Origin of the sequence: Shinella yambaruensis (assembly GCF_050859155.1) — a bacterium.
GTDB classification, from domain to species: domain Bacteria; phylum Pseudomonadota; class Alphaproteobacteria; order Rhizobiales; family Rhizobiaceae; genus Shinella; species Shinella yambaruensis.
Window position 1 is genome coordinate 1,719,374 of the sequence record NZ_CP150638.1, and the last position, 14,229, is coordinate 1,733,602.

14 protein-coding genes are annotated in these 14,229 nt (G+C 65.1%); 9 read left to right on the forward strand and 5 right to left on the reverse strand.

The annotated features are described in order from the left end of the window. Window position 1 precedes the first annotated feature (1 nt). The 3 genes from WMC41_RS08535 to WMC41_RS08545 form a co-directional block, all read right to left on the reverse strand. Window positions 2-1,156: an amino acid ABC transporter permease gene (locus tag WMC41_RS08535; protein ID WP_244765583.1), complete on the reverse strand. Its 1,155-nt coding sequence runs from the start codon at window positions 1,154-1,156 to the stop codon at window positions 2-4. A gap of 1 nt (window position 1,157) precedes the next feature. Then, a complete protein-coding gene (locus tag WMC41_RS08540) occupies window positions 1,158-2,366 on the reverse strand; it encodes an amino acid ABC transporter permease (RefSeq protein WP_432347686.1) in 1,209 nt (402 codons plus the stop codon). Window positions 2,367-2,463: 97 nt separating this feature from the next. Then, entirely contained in the window at window positions 2,464-3,492 is a 1,029-nt protein-coding gene (locus WMC41_RS08545) for an amino acid ABC transporter substrate-binding protein (protein ID WP_244765581.1), read from the reverse strand. A gap of 355 nt (window positions 3,493-3,847) precedes the next feature. Here WMC41_RS08545 and WMC41_RS08550 point away from each other — a divergent pair, with 355 nt between their 5' ends. Beyond that, on the forward strand, window positions 3,848-5,038 hold the full coding sequence (locus tag WMC41_RS08550) for a cystathionine beta-lyase (RefSeq protein ID WP_432347688.1): 1,191 nt from the start codon (window positions 3,848-3,850) through the stop codon (window positions 5,036-5,038). Between the two features lie 191 nt (window positions 5,039-5,229). On the opposite strand, the gene WMC41_RS08555 is transcribed toward WMC41_RS08550, so the two are convergent. Beyond that, window positions 5,230-6,390, reverse strand: a complete 1,161-nt coding sequence (locus WMC41_RS08555) for an FAD-dependent monooxygenase (RefSeq protein ID WP_432347690.1) — start codon at window positions 6,388-6,390, stop codon at window positions 5,230-5,232. Between the two features lie 22 nt (window positions 6,391-6,412). Then, window positions 6,413-6,661, reverse strand: coding sequence for a zinc-finger domain-containing protein (locus WMC41_RS08560; RefSeq protein ID WP_432347691.1), 249 nt, complete (start codon window positions 6,659-6,661; stop codon window positions 6,413-6,415). Between the two features lie 166 nt (window positions 6,662-6,827). Between WMC41_RS08560 and WMC41_RS08565 the strand changes: the two genes are divergently transcribed. From WMC41_RS08565 to WMC41_RS08600, 8 genes are all read left to right on the forward strand, one after another. Next, window positions 6,828-7,613 carry an alpha/beta fold hydrolase gene (locus WMC41_RS08565; protein WP_432347693.1) on the forward strand — a complete coding sequence of 262 codons (786 nt, stop codon included), beginning with the start codon at window positions 6,828-6,830 and terminating at the stop codon, window positions 7,611-7,613. A 90-nt stretch (window positions 7,614-7,703) separates the two neighbouring features. Then, a complete protein-coding gene (gene cysE / locus WMC41_RS08570) occupies window positions 7,704-8,537 on the forward strand; it encodes a serine O-acetyltransferase (RefSeq protein WP_244765576.1) in 834 nt (277 codons plus the stop codon). A 94-nt stretch (window positions 8,538-8,631) separates the two neighbouring features. Continuing rightward, complete coding sequence (locus WMC41_RS08575) at window positions 8,632-8,835, forward strand: DUF3126 family protein (protein ID WP_064330164.1); 204 nt, start codon at window positions 8,632-8,634, stop codon at window positions 8,833-8,835. Between the two features lie 414 nt (window positions 8,836-9,249). After that, a complete protein-coding gene (locus WMC41_RS08580; protein ID WP_244765575.1) occupies window positions 9,250-9,603 on the forward strand; it encodes a phasin family protein in 354 nt (117 codons plus the stop codon). 284 nt (window positions 9,604-9,887) lie between these two features. Continuing rightward, entirely contained in the window at window positions 9,888-10,238 is a 351-nt protein-coding gene (gene clpS / locus WMC41_RS08585; RefSeq protein WP_037408383.1) for an ATP-dependent Clp protease adapter ClpS, read from the forward strand. 9 nt (window positions 10,239-10,247) lie between these two features. Continuing rightward, a complete protein-coding gene (clpA, locus tag WMC41_RS08590; RefSeq protein ID WP_432347695.1) occupies window positions 10,248-12,758 on the forward strand; it encodes an ATP-dependent Clp protease ATP-binding subunit ClpA in 2,511 nt (836 codons plus the stop codon). 238 nt (window positions 12,759-12,996) lie between these two features. Beyond that, on the forward strand, window positions 12,997-13,731 hold the full coding sequence (locus WMC41_RS08595) for an AzlC family ABC transporter permease (protein ID WP_432347696.1): 735 nt from the start codon (window positions 12,997-12,999) through the stop codon (window positions 13,729-13,731). Then, on the forward strand, window positions 13,728-14,072 hold the full coding sequence (locus WMC41_RS08600; protein ID WP_244765572.1) for an AzlD domain-containing protein: 345 nt from the start codon (window positions 13,728-13,730) through the stop codon (window positions 14,070-14,072). Before WMC41_RS08595 ends, WMC41_RS08600 begins: the two co-directional genes overlap by 4 nt. The last annotated feature ends 157 nt before the right edge of the window (window positions 14,073-14,229 follow it).

Sequence of the window (14,229 nt, forward strand, 5' to 3'; positions counted from 1 at the left end):
GTTATCTTGTGTGGCTCGTGTCGAGCCGGCGTTCCACGAAGGCCGAATAGCGCGACATGCCGAAGCAGAAAATCCAGAACACGAAGCCGGCGAAGATCAGGCCCGTCAGCGGCGTGACCGGCGTGATCCAGCCCGAATCCCCAAAACTCGCCTTCACGATGCCGAGCAGGTCGTACATCGAAATGATCGTGACGAGGGACGTATCCTTGAACATGCCGATGAAGGTGTTCACGATGCCCGGGATCACGAGTTTGATGGCCTGCGGAAGCACGACGAAGGTCATTTTGTGGAAGTAGTTTAGACCAAGGGCGTCGGCCGCTTCATATTGTCCTTTCGGAATGGCTTGAAGACCGCCGCGAATAACCTCCGCCATATAGGCGGATGCGAAGATCGACACGCCGATCAGCGCGCGCAGGAACTTGTCGATGTTGTTGCCCGGCTCGAGGAACAGCGGCAGGAGCACGCTTGCCATGAAGAGAACGGTGATCAGCGGCACGCCGCGGATCAGTTCGATGAAGACGATGCAGGCCGTCTTCATGATCGGCATCTGCGAGCGTCTGCCGAGCGCAAGCAGGATGCCGGCGGGCAGCGACACGACGATGCCGACGAAGGAGATGATGAGCGTCACCATCAGCCCGCCCCACAGCGAGGTCTCCACATGGCGCAGGCCGAACGTGCCGCCGAGCAGCAGGAAGAAGGAGACGATCGGGAAGACGATGAGCAGCAGGAGCGCGTTCAGCCCCTTGCGCGGCGCCTTCGGCATGAGGAACGGGATGAGCAGGCCGACGAACATGACGACGACGAGCAGCGGCCGCCACAGCTCGCCGCGCGGGTAGGAGCCGAACATGAACTGCACGAAGCGGTCGTTCACATAGGCCCAGCAGGCGCCGCTCCAGCCGGCGGGAAGCTGGCCGCCCTGATCGGTGGTGAGGCAGGCCGTCCGGTCCGCCCCGGTCCACACGGCCGAGACGAACAGCCAGTTGATCGCCGCCGGCAGGTACCAGACGATCGCCAGGATGGCGACGATCGTCATCGCGCTGTCTGTGACGGAGGCGAACAGGTTGCGGTGGAGCCAGGCGATGACCGAGCTGTCGGAGGCCGGCGGTTTTTCCGCGTCGATGAAGCGGTCGCGGACATAGGTAATGCTTTCAGCCATCTCAGCGCTCCACCAGGGCCATCTTGGCGTTGAACCAGTTCATGAACAGGGAGGTGATGAGGCTGATCGAGACGTAGATCAGCATCCAGATCGAGATGATCTCGATCGACTTGCCGGACTGGTTGAGGATGGTGCCGCCGACCGCGACGAGGTCGGCATAGCCGACGGCAACCGCGAGCGAGGAGTTCTTGATGAGGTTGAGATACTGCGAGGTGAGCGGCGGGATGATGATCCGGAGCGCTTGCGGCAGCACGACGAGGCGGGTCGCCTGGCCGGGCCGAAGACCCAGCGCATAGGAGGCTTCCGACTGGCCCTTGGACACGCCGCGGATGCCGGCGCGCACGATCTCGGCGATGAACGAGGCCGTGTAGAGCGACAGCGCGAGATAGAGCGCCAGGAATTCCGGTCCGATGACCATGCCGCCGCGCATGTTGAACGAGCCCGGCACCGCGTAGTCGAACGTCAGGGGGCTGCCCATGACGAGGAAGACGAGGAACGGCAGCAGGAGGACCAGGCCGAGATTGACCCAGAGCACCGGCGGGCGCTGGCCCGTGGCGCGCTGGCGCGCATTGGCCCACACCGTGAACGCGATGGCCGCGACGACGCCGGTCAAGAAGGCGATGAGCACCGTGCCGAAACCGTCGCCGAAGACCGGGGCCGGCATGTAGATGCCGCGGTTCGAGATGAAGAAGATGGCGTCCGGATTTTCCTCCAGGTGCTGGAAGATGGAGCGGATCGACGGCAGCAGCGCAAGAACGCCGAGATACCAGAAGAAGATGACGAGCAGCGGCGGAATGTTGCGGAAGATTTCCACATAGACCGTGCAGAGCCGCGCGATCAGCCAGTTGTGCGACAGGCGCCCGATGCCGACCAGGAGGCCGACGATCGTCGCCGTGACGATGCCGGCGGCGGCGACGACGAGCGTGTTGAGAAGACCGACCTGCAGCGCCCGGAAATAGGTCGAGTCGCTCGAATAGGCGATCAGACTCTGCGCGAGGTCGAAGCCGGCGCGGCTGTTCAGAAAGCCGAAGCCGGCCGTCATGTTGGCGCGCGCGAGATTCTGGACGACGTTGTTCCACGCATACCAGATGGCCGCGACGATCACGACGAGCGTCACGACCTGATAGACGATGCTTCTCAGTGCCGGATTGTAGAGAAGAGATACCTTCGGCGGTTCGCCGGACCCTGTTCGGGCATCCGCAAGAGCCATGCATTTCCCCTGACGTTGGTTCCGCCCTGTTTTCCGGGCGTTTGTTCAAAGGGGAGGGCGGTTATCCGCCCTCCCGGAAGGATTGCGTGCTGGCCGCTCAGCGAACCGGCGGCGCGTACTGCAGGCCGCCGTTCGTCCACAGCCCGTTCAGGCCGCGGGCGATCTTGAGCGGAGAGCCTTCGCCGACATTGCGCTCGAAGGATTCGCCATAGTTGCCGACGGCCTTGATGATCTGCACGGCCCAGTCCTTCGGCAGGCCGAGGTCGGCGCCGATCGTCGAATCAGCCTCTTCGCCGAGGAAGCGCTTGATATCCGGGTTGGCGGATGCCTTCATCTCCTCGACATTGGCCGTGGTGATGCCGAACTCCTCGGCGGCCACCATCGCATAGTGCGACCAGCTCACGATATCGAGCCAGCGCGAATCGTTCTGGCGGACGGCCGGGCCGAGCGGCTCCTTGGAGATGATTTCCGGCAGAACCATGTGGTCGTCCGCGTTGGCCATCTTCAGGCGGATCGAGTAGAGGCCCGAGGCATCGGTCGTGTAGGCGTCGCAACGGCCGGCATTGTAGGCGGCGTCCGCTTCGTCCTGCGCTTCGAAGACGACCGGCTTGAAGTCCATGTTGTTGGAACGGAAGTAGTCGGCCAGGTTGAGCTCGGTCGTCGTGCCGGACTGCACGCAGACGGAGGCGCCGGACAGTTCCAGCGCGGACTTCACGCCGAGTTCCTTCTTCACCATGAAGCCCTGGCCGTCATAGTAGTTCACGGCGCGGAAATCGAAGCCGAGCTGCGAATCGCGGCTGACGCTCCAGGTGGTGTTGCGGGCCAGAAGATCGATTTCGCCCGACTGCAGGGCCGGGAAGCGGTCCTTGGCCGAGAGCGGGGTGAATTTCACCTTGGTGGCATCGCCGAAGACGGCCGCGGCCACGGCCTTGCAGAGGTCGACGTCGAGACCCGCCCAGTTGCCCGACGAATCCTGCGCGCCGAAACCGGCGAGGTTCGAGCCGTTCACGCCGCACTGCACGAAGCCCTTGGCCTTCACGTCAGAGAGCGTGTCCGCCTGTGCTGCCGTTGCGCCAAGCCCCAGTACGGCAGCGCCGACGAGCGCCGTCACGATTGTTTTTGCCATTTTTTCACAACCTTTTTCTGTTGTCTTTGTTTTGTCCGCAGGTCCCGCACCCTTGTCGGGCGCGCCCATGGAACTCGCCACCCTCCCGGCGCGAGGTTGCTTATCTCATGCTCAAAATTTCACAGGGTCAAGTGAGCGCGGCCATTTTCCGGTCGGTAACCTAAATTTGTCGGCTCGTGACCGGATTTTGGGCGAAAGATCGGGGATTTGTGCAGTAAATCGCTCAAAAAATTCGCGTCTTTAACACTTGAAGCGCTTTGGGAGCCGGGATCGCGTCGCCGCATGGGGTTGACCTGCCGCCCCGCCTGTCCAAAAGTCGGCGCCACAAACCCCTCGCATCTTCTTCGGATCGATCATGAAAAACAGAGACGAAATCCTCGCCGGCGCCGGCGTGAACACCCGCCTTGCCCATGCCGGAAACGACCCGGCGGACTATCACGGTTTCGTCAATCCGCCCGTCGTGCATGCCTCGACCGTGCTCTTCCCGAATGCGGCGACGATGGAAAAGCGCGCCCAGAAATACACCTATGGCACGCGCGGCACGCCGACGACGGATGCGCTCTGCGCGGCCATCGACGAGCTGGAAGGCTCTGCCGGCACGATTCTCGTTCCCTCGGGCCTTGCCGCCGTCACGGTGCCGTTCCTCGCCTTCCTGTCGGCCGGCGACCATGCGCTCATTGTCGATTCGGTCTATCACCCGACCCGCCATTTCTGCGACACGATGCTGAAGCGCCTCGGCGTTTCGGTCGAATACTACGATCCGGCGATCGGCGCCGGCATCGAGGCGCTGATCCGGCCGAACACCCGGCTGGTGCACACCGAGGCGCCGGGCTCCAACACCTTCGAGATGCAGGACATCCCGGCGATCGCCGCTGCCGCCCACAAGCATGGCGCCGTGGTCAGCATGGACAATACCTGGGCGACGCCGCTCTATTTCCGCCCGCTGGATTTCGGCGTCGACATCTCCATCCACGCGGCGACGAAATATCCGGCCGGCCATTCCGACGTGCTGTTCGGCACCGTCTCGGCCAATGCCGCCCATTGGGAGCAGCTGCACGAGACGCAGATCACGCTCGGCACCTGCGCCTCGCCGGACGACGCCTACCAGGTGCTGCGCGGCCTGCGCACCATGGGGGTGCGGCTGGAGCGGCATCAGGAAAGCGCGCTGGAGCTGGCCCGCTGGCTGGAGGGCGTCGACGACGTGTCCCGCGTGCTGCACCCGGCCTTGCCGAGCTTTCCCGGCCACGCGCTCTGGAAGCGCGACTTCAAGGGCGCGAGCGGCATCTTCTCCATCGTCCTCAAGGGGCGCGCGCCCGAGCGCTACAAGGCGAAGGCGCATGCCTTCCTCGATGCGCTCGGCATTTTCGGCCTCGGTTACTCCTGGGGCGGCTTCGAGTGCCTTGCCGTGCATGTGGGCCTCGGCGACCGGCGCGTCGCCAAGGGGCCGGAGGAAGGCCCGGTACTGCGTCTCCAGATCGGCCTTGAGGACGTGAAGGACATCAAGGCGGACATCGAGCGCGGGCTCGCGGCCGCGCGGGCGGTCTGACGCGGCCGGATGAGGGGCGGGGGATCGCCCCTCATCCGGCCTGCCGGCCACCTTCTCCCCGCTTGCGGGGAGAAGGGATGGATGAGCCCGTTTCCCCAAACAACAGGTTTCTGGATATGGGAAGGCGATGCTTCTTGCGCCTTCTCCCCGCCTGCGGGGAGAAGGTCACGGCAGCGGGACGAGGGGCCTGATCAGTCCGGCGTGCGGTAGCCGTAGAGCCAGTCGAGATCGCCGGCGAGGCTTTCGGGGCCGCGCAGCGACAGGACGAGATCGCGGCCGAGCGCGACCGGGCCGCGGGCGTGATAGGCGAAGCGGTTGAAGGCGCCGCGGCTGCGCACCCTGCCGACCCGTTCGCGGCGGCTCGTCTCGAACTGCCGGAGCGCCGGCCCCGTGCCGGAAGCCCGGGCGAGACGGTTCGCCAGCAGCGCCGCATCCTCGATCGCCATGGCCGCGCCCTGGGCGGCGAAGGGCGTCATGGCATGCGCGGCATCGCCGATCAGCACGACCTTTCCCCCATCGGTCCAGGCCCCGTCGGGGCATTCGAAGAGCGGCCACATCAGCGGATCGCGCGCCTCGGCGAGCAGGCGGCGGAGATCGGCGTGCCAGCCGGAAAAGGCGTCGAGCAGGCGGCTGCGGGCGGCGGCATCGCCGCTGCGGGACCAGCCGGCCGCCGGTGCCTGTCCGTGCGCGTGGAGGGCGACGATGTTGAAGGCCTGCGCCCCGGCAAGCGGATAGGCGACGAGATGGGCGCGCGGGCCGAGGAAGGCCGTGACGGCGCGCGGATCAAGGACGGACGGGGCGGCGGCGCAGGGCACGAGGAAACGCCAGGCGATCGTGCCGGAATAACGCGCGGGCAGGGCGCCGGGCACGTCCTTGCGCAGCGCCGACCAGACGCCGTCGGCGGCGATCACCAGGTCGGCGGGCGCGGCGGCAAGGGCGGCCTCGACGGTGTCGATCCGCCGGCCGGTCGTCAGCGTGGCGAGCGGCTCCCGGTGGACGGCCTCGAGCAGCACGGCCTGCAGCGCGGCGCGGGGCAGCACGCCGTAGGGCGCGCCCCAGCGTTTGCGTGCGAAAGCGCCGGCCGGGACCGAGGCGAGGGGAGCGAGGGTGCGGCCCGAGGACAGGAGAATATGGTCCGGCTCGCTCCAGCGCGCGCCGAGCGCCTCGAGAAGGCCGAGATCGGCGAGGATGCGCGAGGCATTGGGCGAGAGCTGCAGGCCGGCGCCGACCTCTTCGAGCGCGGGGGCCTGCTCCAGGACATGGCAGGCGATGCCCCTGCGGGCAAGCGCGAGGGCCGCCGTCAGGCCGGCAATGCCGGCGCCGACGATGGTTGCGGATCGTACCGAGGGCATCGGGGTGCCGGCCGTCCGGCCGTTACGCCGCGACCTGGTTGGTGAAGATGCAGCCGGCCGGTTCTGTCTGGCTGGCCTTGAGGGCCGGATTGTAGCGGTAGAGCGTCGAGCAGTAGGGGCAGACCTTCTCGTTGTCGTCGCCCATGTCGAGGAAGACGTGCGGATGGTCGTAGGGAACCGACGCGCCGACGCACATGAATTCCTTCACGCCGATCTCGATCGAGCGATGGCCGCCGTCGTTCTGGAAATGGGGAATGCTGTGGCCAGCCATGTCATGCTCCTGGGATGCCGTCTTTCTGGCGCGGACCATAGTCGCCTTCGCGGCAAATGTGTAGATGCAAAACCGCCGCGCCCCGGGAGATTTCCGCATGCCGGCCGTTTTCTCCGCGGGCAAAGGGCAGTAAGAGCAGGGGCATGCAAATGAAAGACGGCCTGCGATGAACCTCGATCCCCCGCCCTTTTCCCGTTTCACCCACCATGGCCTGGAGCTCGCCTTCTTCGATGCGGGCGATCCGTCCGGTCCGCCGGTGCTGCTGATCCACGGCTTTGCCTCCAGCGCCAACGTCAACTGGGTGTTTCCCGGCTGGCTGAAGACGCTGGGCGATGCGGGCTACCGCGTCATCGCGCTCGACAATCGCGGCCACGGCAGGAGCGCCAAGCCGCACGATCCCGCGCTCTACACGCCGCCGCTGATGGCCGGGGACGCCGCCGCGCTGCTCGATCACCTGGCGATCCCCGAAGCCCATGTCTTCGGCTATTCGATGGGCGCGCGCATCACCGCCTTCATGGCGCTCGCCCATCCGCACCGCGTGCGCTCCGTCGTCTTCGGCGGGCTCGGCATCGGCATGGTGGAAGGTGTCGGCGACTGGGACCCGATCGCCGATGCGCTGCTCGCGCCCTCGCTCGACGCGGTGACGCACGAGCGCGGCCGCATGTTCCGCGCCTTTGCCGACCAGACGAAATCCGACCGCCAGGCGCTCGCCGCCTGCATCATGACCTCGCGCGACCTGCTGACGGCGGCGGACATGGCGCGCATCGACGTGCCCGTGCTGATCGGCGTCGGGACGAAGGACGACATTGCAGGCGCGCCGCAGCCGCTCGCCGAGCTCATGCCGGATGCAAGGGCGCTCGACATTCCCGGCCGCGACCACATGCTGGCCGTCGGCGACAGGGTCTTCAAGCGCGCGGTGCTGGAGTTCTATGCGGAAATCGACGGCCGCTGACACGCCGTTCGCGACAATGGCCGGCCGGCCATTTCGCAGCGACGCCAATTGCTCTATATATGGGCGGGAACGACGACAAGGAGTGCGGCGATGGTCGCGATGAACGAACTGAGGGCCGGCGACAAGCTCAAGGCCATGGATCCGATCTGGGACAGCCTGCGCGAGGAAGCGCGCGTCGCCGCCCAGGCCGAGCCGCTTCTGGCGGCCTTCCTCTATTCGACGGTGCTGAACCACCGCTCGCTCGAGGAAAGCGTGATCCACCGCGTCTGCGAGCGGCTCGACCATCCGGACCTGCAGGCCAACCTCCTGCACCAGATCTTCGACGAGATGCTGGAAGACTGGCCGGAATGGGGCGGCATCCTGCGCGTCGACATCCAGGCCGTCTACGACCGCGACCCCGCCTGCCTGCGGTTCCTCGATGCCGTGCTCTACTTCAAGGGGTTCCACGCCATCCAGACCCACCGCCTGGCGCACTGGCTGCACGACAAGGGCCGGCGCGACCTCGCGCTCTACCTGCAGAGCCGCTCCTCCAGCGTCTTCCAGACGGACATCAACCCGGCCGCGCGCATCGGCAAGGGCTTCTTCCTCGACCATGCGACGGGCCTCGTCGTCGGCGAGACGGCGGTCGTCGGCGACAATGTCTCGATCCTCCACAACGTCACGCTCGGCGGCACCGGCAAGGAGGGCGGCGACCGCCACCCGAAGATCGGCGACGGCGTGATGATCGGCGCCGGCGCGAAGATCCTCGGCAACATCCATATCGGCCATTGCTCGCGCATCGCCGCGGGCTCGGTCGTGCTCAAGCCGGTTCCGCCGAAATCGACGGTCGCCGGCGTGCCGGCCAAGGTCATCGGCGAGGCGGGCTGCAACGAGCCGTCGCGCGCCATGGACCAGCTTCTGGCGGCGTTCGACTACGATCTGTGAGCGGGAAAAGTCGCTTTCTCGCGGAATTCGTGGGTTTACAGGACCTAAAGCAGGTGCGAGAAGCGCGGCAAATCAACCGTTACGGAGACAGATCGTGAAGCCGGAAGAAATCAGGAAGCTCGAGGCCTACTTCAAGCGCAATCTCAACAAGGAGATCGTCGTGAAGGCCCGTCCGCGCAAGGATGAGTCCGCGGAAGTCTATCTCGGCGACGAGTTCCTGGGCGTGATCTTCCGCGACGACGAAGACGGGGAGCTCTCCTACAACTTCTCCATGGCGATCCTCGACATCGACCTGTGATCTGCTGATCATCGCACGGAATACAGGCCCGGCAGCCCTTGGCGCCGGGCCTTTTCGTTGCATGTTCGGTCGCTGAGAATGACGCAAGAGGAAAGGCTGGGCAGAGAAGGCAACGAGGCCGCGTTCCGGTACCGCTCGATGGGCTGGTGACACCTGCATCCCCTCCGTCATCCTCGGGCTCGACCTGAAGATCCACAGCCGCGGGCGCGCCTACCCGTTAGGCGCGGGAATGCGGTTGCGAGTCCTTTTCATTATAATTTTGCGACAAATAGGCTTTTGTCAGCCGCAATGATCATACCTATCGCGCAAGACCTTGCTTTCCCTGCGGAATATTGCATTGCAGCATCAACGTTGACTTTTTTGTGCATTGCATATAGATTTTGGGCAAATCACCGGGATCCAAAGGAGACTTCGATGTTCAATTTCGACGAGGCAAACAAGAAGGGCAAGGAAGCCGTGGACACGTTCGTCAAGAGCTATACGACCGCTGCCCAGGGCTGGCAGGCGATCGCCACCGAAACGGCCGACTATTCCAAGAAGTCCTTCGAAAACGGCCTCGCGCATTTCGAGAAGCTCTCGGGCGTCAAGAGCGTCGAAGCCGCTCTCGAGCTGCAGACCGCCTTCGTGAAGTCCTCCTATGAAGGTTTCGTCGCCGAGGCCACCAAGCTCAGCGAAATGTACGCCGATCTCGCCAAGGGCGCCTACAAGCCCTACGAAGCACCGGTTGCCAAGGCGACCGCCGCTGCCAAGGCTGCCGTCGCCGCCTGATCCTTTTAGAGTACCGCGTACGCGTATAGCGTTCATCGGCCGGCTGCGGGCAACCGCAGCCGGCCTTTGCGCGTTCCGGGGATTGCGCGAGGCTGACGTAGCGGCAGCAAATTTCGCTATTTCCTTCGGATGACCCGCGATTATGATTGCAGTGCGAAGCGGGGGTCTTACAATCGTGGGCCGAGACATTAGATAACAGGTCCGAAGGCACCCTCGGATGAACGGTGCGCCACAGACAAGCGACCGGAAGCAAAGGGCCCGCAGTCAAGGGAATGAACACGAAAATGGATGTGAGACGGGTTCGAATGCAGGATGGGGAAGGCGGCGGCGACACTCCCGGTCGCAGCACCTCCGTCATTACCCGCACGAAACCCAAGACCAAGAAGCCGAGCCTCTACCGCGTCCTGCTTCTCAATGATGATTATACGCCCATGGAGTTTGTGATCCACATCCTGGAACGTTTCTTCCAGAAGGACCGGGAAGCGGCGACGCGGATCATGCTGCATGTGCACAATCATGGCGTAGGCGAGTGTGGCGTGTTCACCTACGAGGTTGCCGAAACCAAAGTGACACAGGTGATGGATTTCTCCCGCCAGCACCAGCACCCGCTGCAATGTGTCATGGAAAAGAAATGAGGAACGAACGTGCCAACATTTTCTGCCAGCCTTGAAAAGGCCCTCCACCAGGCACTGACCTATGCGAACGAGCGCCATCACGAATATGCGACGCTCGAACACCTCCTGCTCGCCCTGATCGACGACGGCGATGCGGCCGCCGTGATGGGCGCCTGCAACGTCAATCTCGACGTTCTGCGCAAGACCGTCACCGACTATGTCGACCATGACCTCGCCAACCTGGTGACGGGCTACGAGGAGGATTCCAAGCCGACCTCCGGCTTCCAGCGCGTCATCCAGCGTGCGGTGATCCATGTCCAGTCCTCCGGCCGCGAGGAGGTGACCGGCGCCAACGTGCTCGTCGCGATCTTCGCCGAGCGCGAGAGCCATGCCGCCTATTTCCTGCAGGAGCAGGAGATGACGCGCTACGACGCCGTCAACTTCATCTCGCACGGCATCGGCAAGCGGCCGGGCGCGTCCGAGCAGCGTCAGGTGCGCGGGGCGGACGAGAGCGAGAACGAACAGAAGCAGACCCGCAACGGCAACGAGCAGGAGGAGCCCGCCAAGAAGCAGGATGCCCTGACGGCCTATTGCGTCAACCTCAATGAGAAGGCCAAGGGTGGCAAGATCGATCCGCTGATCGGCCGTCACGCCGAGGTCAACCGGACGATCCAGGTCCTGTGCCGCCGCTCCAAGAACAACCCGCTCTATGTGGGCGATCCCGGCGTCGGCAAGACCGCCATCGCCGAGGGTCTCGCCAAGCGCATCGTCGAGGGCAAGGTGCCCGAAGCGCTGGCCGACGCGACGATCTTCTCGCTCGACATGGGCACGCTGCTCGCCGGCACCCGCTATCGCGGCGACTTCGAGGAGCGCCTGAAGCAGGTCGTCAAGGAACTGGAGGACTACCCGGGCGCCGTTCTCTTCATCGACGAGATCCATACGGTCATCGGCGCGGGCGCCACCTCCGGCGGCGCGATGGATGCCTCGAACCTCCTCAAGCCGGCGCTCTCCTCCGGCGCGATCCGCTGCATCGGCTCGACGACCTACAAGGAATACCGCCAGTTCTTCGAGAAGGACCGGGCACTCGTCCGCCGCTTCCAGAAGATCGACGTCAACGAGCCGACCATCGACGACACGATCGAGATCATGAAGGGGCTGAAGCCCTATTTCGAGGAGTATCACAAGCTCCGCTATTCCAACGAGGCGATCAAGACGGCGGTGGAGCTGTCGGCGCGCTACATCAACGACCGCAAGCTGCCGGACAAGGCGATCGACGTGATCGACGAGACCGGCGCGGCCCAGATGCTGCTGCCCGCCGGAAAACGCCGCAAGCTGATCACCGAGAAGGAGATCGAGGCGACGATCGCCACCATGGCCCGCATTCCGCCGAAGACCGTGTCGAAGGACGACGAGCAGGTGCTCGCCAACCTCGACAAGGAGCTGCGCTCGGTCGTCTACGGCCAGGACCTCGCCATCGAGGCGCTGTCGTCGGCGATCAAGCTGTCGCGGGCGGGCCTTCGCGAACCGAACAAGCCGATAGGCTGCTACCTGTTCTCCGGCCCCACCGGCGTCGGCAAGACGGAAGTCGCCAAGCAGCTTGCATCGTCGCTCGGCGTGGAACTGCTGCGCTTCGACATGTCGGAATACATGGAGCGGCACACGGTCTCGCGCCTGCTCGGGGCGCCTCCCGGCTATGTCGGCTTCGACCAGGGCGGCCTCCTGACCGACGGCGTCGACCAGCATCCGCATTGCGTGCTGCTGCTCGACGAGATCGAGAAGGCGCATCCGGATCTCTACAACATCCTGTTGCAGGTCATGGATCACGGCTCGCTGACCGACCATAACGGCAAGAAGATCGACTTCCGCAACGTCATCCTGATCATGACGACCAATGCGGGCGCCTCCGACATGGCCAAGGCCGCCATCGGCTTCGGCTCGTCCAAGCGCGAGGGCGAGGACATGGAGGCGATCAACCGCCTGTTCACGCCGGAATTCCGCAACCGCCTCGATGCGATCATCCCGTTCGGCTCGCTGCCGACGCCGGTCATCCACCAGGTCGTGCAGAAGTTCGTCATGCAGCTGGAAACCCAGCTCGCCGAGCGCAACGTCACCTTCGATCTCCAGCCCGAGGCGATCTCGTGGCTGGCGGAGAAGGGCTACGACGAGAAGATGGGTGCCCGCCCGCTGGCGCGCGTCATCCAGGAGAACATCAAGAAGAAGCTCGCCGACGAGATCCTCTTCGGCAAGCTGAAGAAGGGCGGCGTCGTGCGCGTCTCCGTCGGCGTGAAGGAGGACGGCTCGAAGGGCCTGATCCTCGACGCCGTGCCGGAAACCGCGCCGATCAAGCCGAAGGCCGAGGTCGAGGAGGCAGCCGCCAAGAAGGCCAAGCCCCGCAAGCCGAAGGAGACCGTCGCCGCCGAGGCCGCGCCCGCCAAGGCCCGCGCTTCGAAGAAGGCGGTGGAGGCCAAGGCCGAGGAACCGAAGGACGAGCCGCCGCGCAAGTCGTCCGGCGCCGTTCCCAAGGTGCCGCGCAAAAAGTGACGGCTTTACAAATCGCATGGGCCGGGCAGGAAACTGCCCGGCCCATATTGTTGAAGAAATGGCGCAAGCCTTTCCTCCGTCATGGTCGGGCTTGACCCGACCATCCACGCCCCGCCCGCGGTTGTGGATCCTCGGCTCGGGGCCGAGGATGACGACAGAGGGTGGGCGCGGTTTGCGATCGTATGGGACCGGCCTGGCAGGGTAGCCGTCCGGCTTTGTTTTCCTGCAAGAGAATTGAATGACCGCCCCGCCAGAATCCCAATCCCAGAGCCACTGGTTCCTCCTCGGCATGCGCGGCATCTTCAGCCTGCCGGCGATCATCCTGATGCTGTCCTTCGTGGGGTTCGCCGCCTTCACGGCGGAGGCGAAGGTGCCGGTCGAGCAGGTGATGTTCATGACCGGCATGGTCTGGGCGCTGCCGGCCAAGGTGATTCTCGTCGGCTCCATGCTGTCGGGCGCGCATATTGCGACGGCGTTCCTCGCGGTCACGCTGTCCTCTGTGCGCATGATGCCGATGGTGGCGGCGCTCATCCCGGAAATCCGTGACCGCCGCACACCGACCTGGCTGCTGCTGATCGTCTCGCATTTCGTCGCCATCACCGCCTGGGTCTTCGCGATGGAGAAGGTGCGGGACGTGCCGCGCGGCGGCCGCGTCGCCTTCTTCGCCGGTTTCGGCGTGACGCTGACGCTCACCAATATCGTGCTCGTCGGCCTCGTCTATGGCGTGGTCTCGGAGTTCCCGCCGATCGTTTCCGGCTGCCTGTTCTTCCTGACGCCGGTCTATTTCCTCACCTCGATCTGGATTTCCGCGCGCCACCGGGTGATCTACTGGGCGCTCGGCATCGGGCTCGCGCTCGGCACCATCTTCGCGGTGGTCGCGCCCGAATACGATATCCTGCTGGCCGGCGTCGTCGGCGGCACCGCGGCCTGGTGGGGCGAGCGCGCGCTGCGCCGCCGGGAGGCGGCGCGATGAGCTTCGACGGTCTCTGGCCCTATATCTACATCGCCATCGCCGGCTGGCTGGCGACGGATCTCTGGCGTTGGGCGGGCGTCGTCGCCGGCAACCGCATCGACGAACGGTCCGAGGTCCTGAACTGGGTGAGGGCGGTGGCGACGGCGCTGGTGGCGGCGGTCATCGCCAAGCTGATCGTCTTCCCGACCGGCACGCTGGAGGCCTCGCCCCTCTGGCTGCGGCTCGGGGCCGTCGCGTTCGGCGGTCTCTGCTTCTTCATCGGCGGCCGCTTCCGCCAGATCGCCGGCATCGCCGCGGCCATCGCGTTCCTTGCCGCGGGGCTGGCCTTGCTGGGTGTTTAAGGAATGGGGCCTTTGCCCCTCACCCTAACCCTCTCCCCGCGCGCGGGGAGAGGGGACCTGCCCCACGAACGGGACTTGTTTGAGGAAACCGGCGCGGCATATCCCCTTCGCCCCGTTCACAGGGAGAAGGTGGCCGGCAGGCCGGATGAGGGGCTGT

What these genes read in the sequence shown, in the direction of transcription:
- WMC41_RS08535 (WP_244765583.1), bottom strand. Translation starts at nt 1,156, where the DNA reads ATGGCTGAAAGCATTACCTATGTCCGCGACCGCTTCATCGACGCGGAA.
- WMC41_RS08540 (WP_432347686.1), bottom strand. Translation starts at nt 2,366, where the DNA reads ATGGCTCTTGCGGATGCCCGAACAGGGTCCGGCGAACCGCCGAAGGTA.
- WMC41_RS08545 (WP_244765581.1), bottom strand. Translation starts at nt 3,492, where the DNA reads ATGGCAAAAACAATCGTGACGGCGCTCGTCGGCGCTGCCGTACTGGGG.
- WMC41_RS08550 (WP_432347688.1), top strand. Translation starts at nt 3,848, where the DNA reads ATGAAAAACAGAGACGAAATCCTCGCCGGCGCCGGCGTGAACACCCGC.
- WMC41_RS08555 (WP_432347690.1), bottom strand. Translation starts at nt 6,390, where the DNA reads ATGCCCTCGGTACGATCCGCAACCATCGTCGGCGCCGGCATTGCCGGC.
- WMC41_RS08560 (WP_432347691.1), bottom strand. Translation starts at nt 6,661, where the DNA reads ATGGCTGGCCACAGCATTCCCCATTTCCAGAACGACGGCGGCCATCGC.
- WMC41_RS08565 (WP_432347693.1), top strand. Translation starts at nt 6,828, where the DNA reads ATGAACCTCGATCCCCCGCCCTTTTCCCGTTTCACCCACCATGGCCTG.
- cysE (WP_244765576.1), top strand. Translation starts at nt 7,704, where the DNA reads ATGGTCGCGATGAACGAACTGAGGGCCGGCGACAAGCTCAAGGCCATG.
- WMC41_RS08580 (WP_244765575.1), top strand. Translation starts at nt 9,250, where the DNA reads ATGTTCAATTTCGACGAGGCAAACAAGAAGGGCAAGGAAGCCGTGGAC.
- clpS (WP_037408383.1), top strand. Translation starts at nt 9,888, where the DNA reads ATGGATGTGAGACGGGTTCGAATGCAGGATGGGGAAGGCGGCGGCGAC.
- WMC41_RS08595 (WP_432347696.1), top strand. Translation starts at nt 12,997, where the DNA reads ATGACCGCCCCGCCAGAATCCCAATCCCAGAGCCACTGGTTCCTCCTC.
- WMC41_RS08600 (WP_244765572.1), top strand. Translation starts at nt 13,728, where the DNA reads ATGAGCTTCGACGGTCTCTGGCCCTATATCTACATCGCCATCGCCGGC.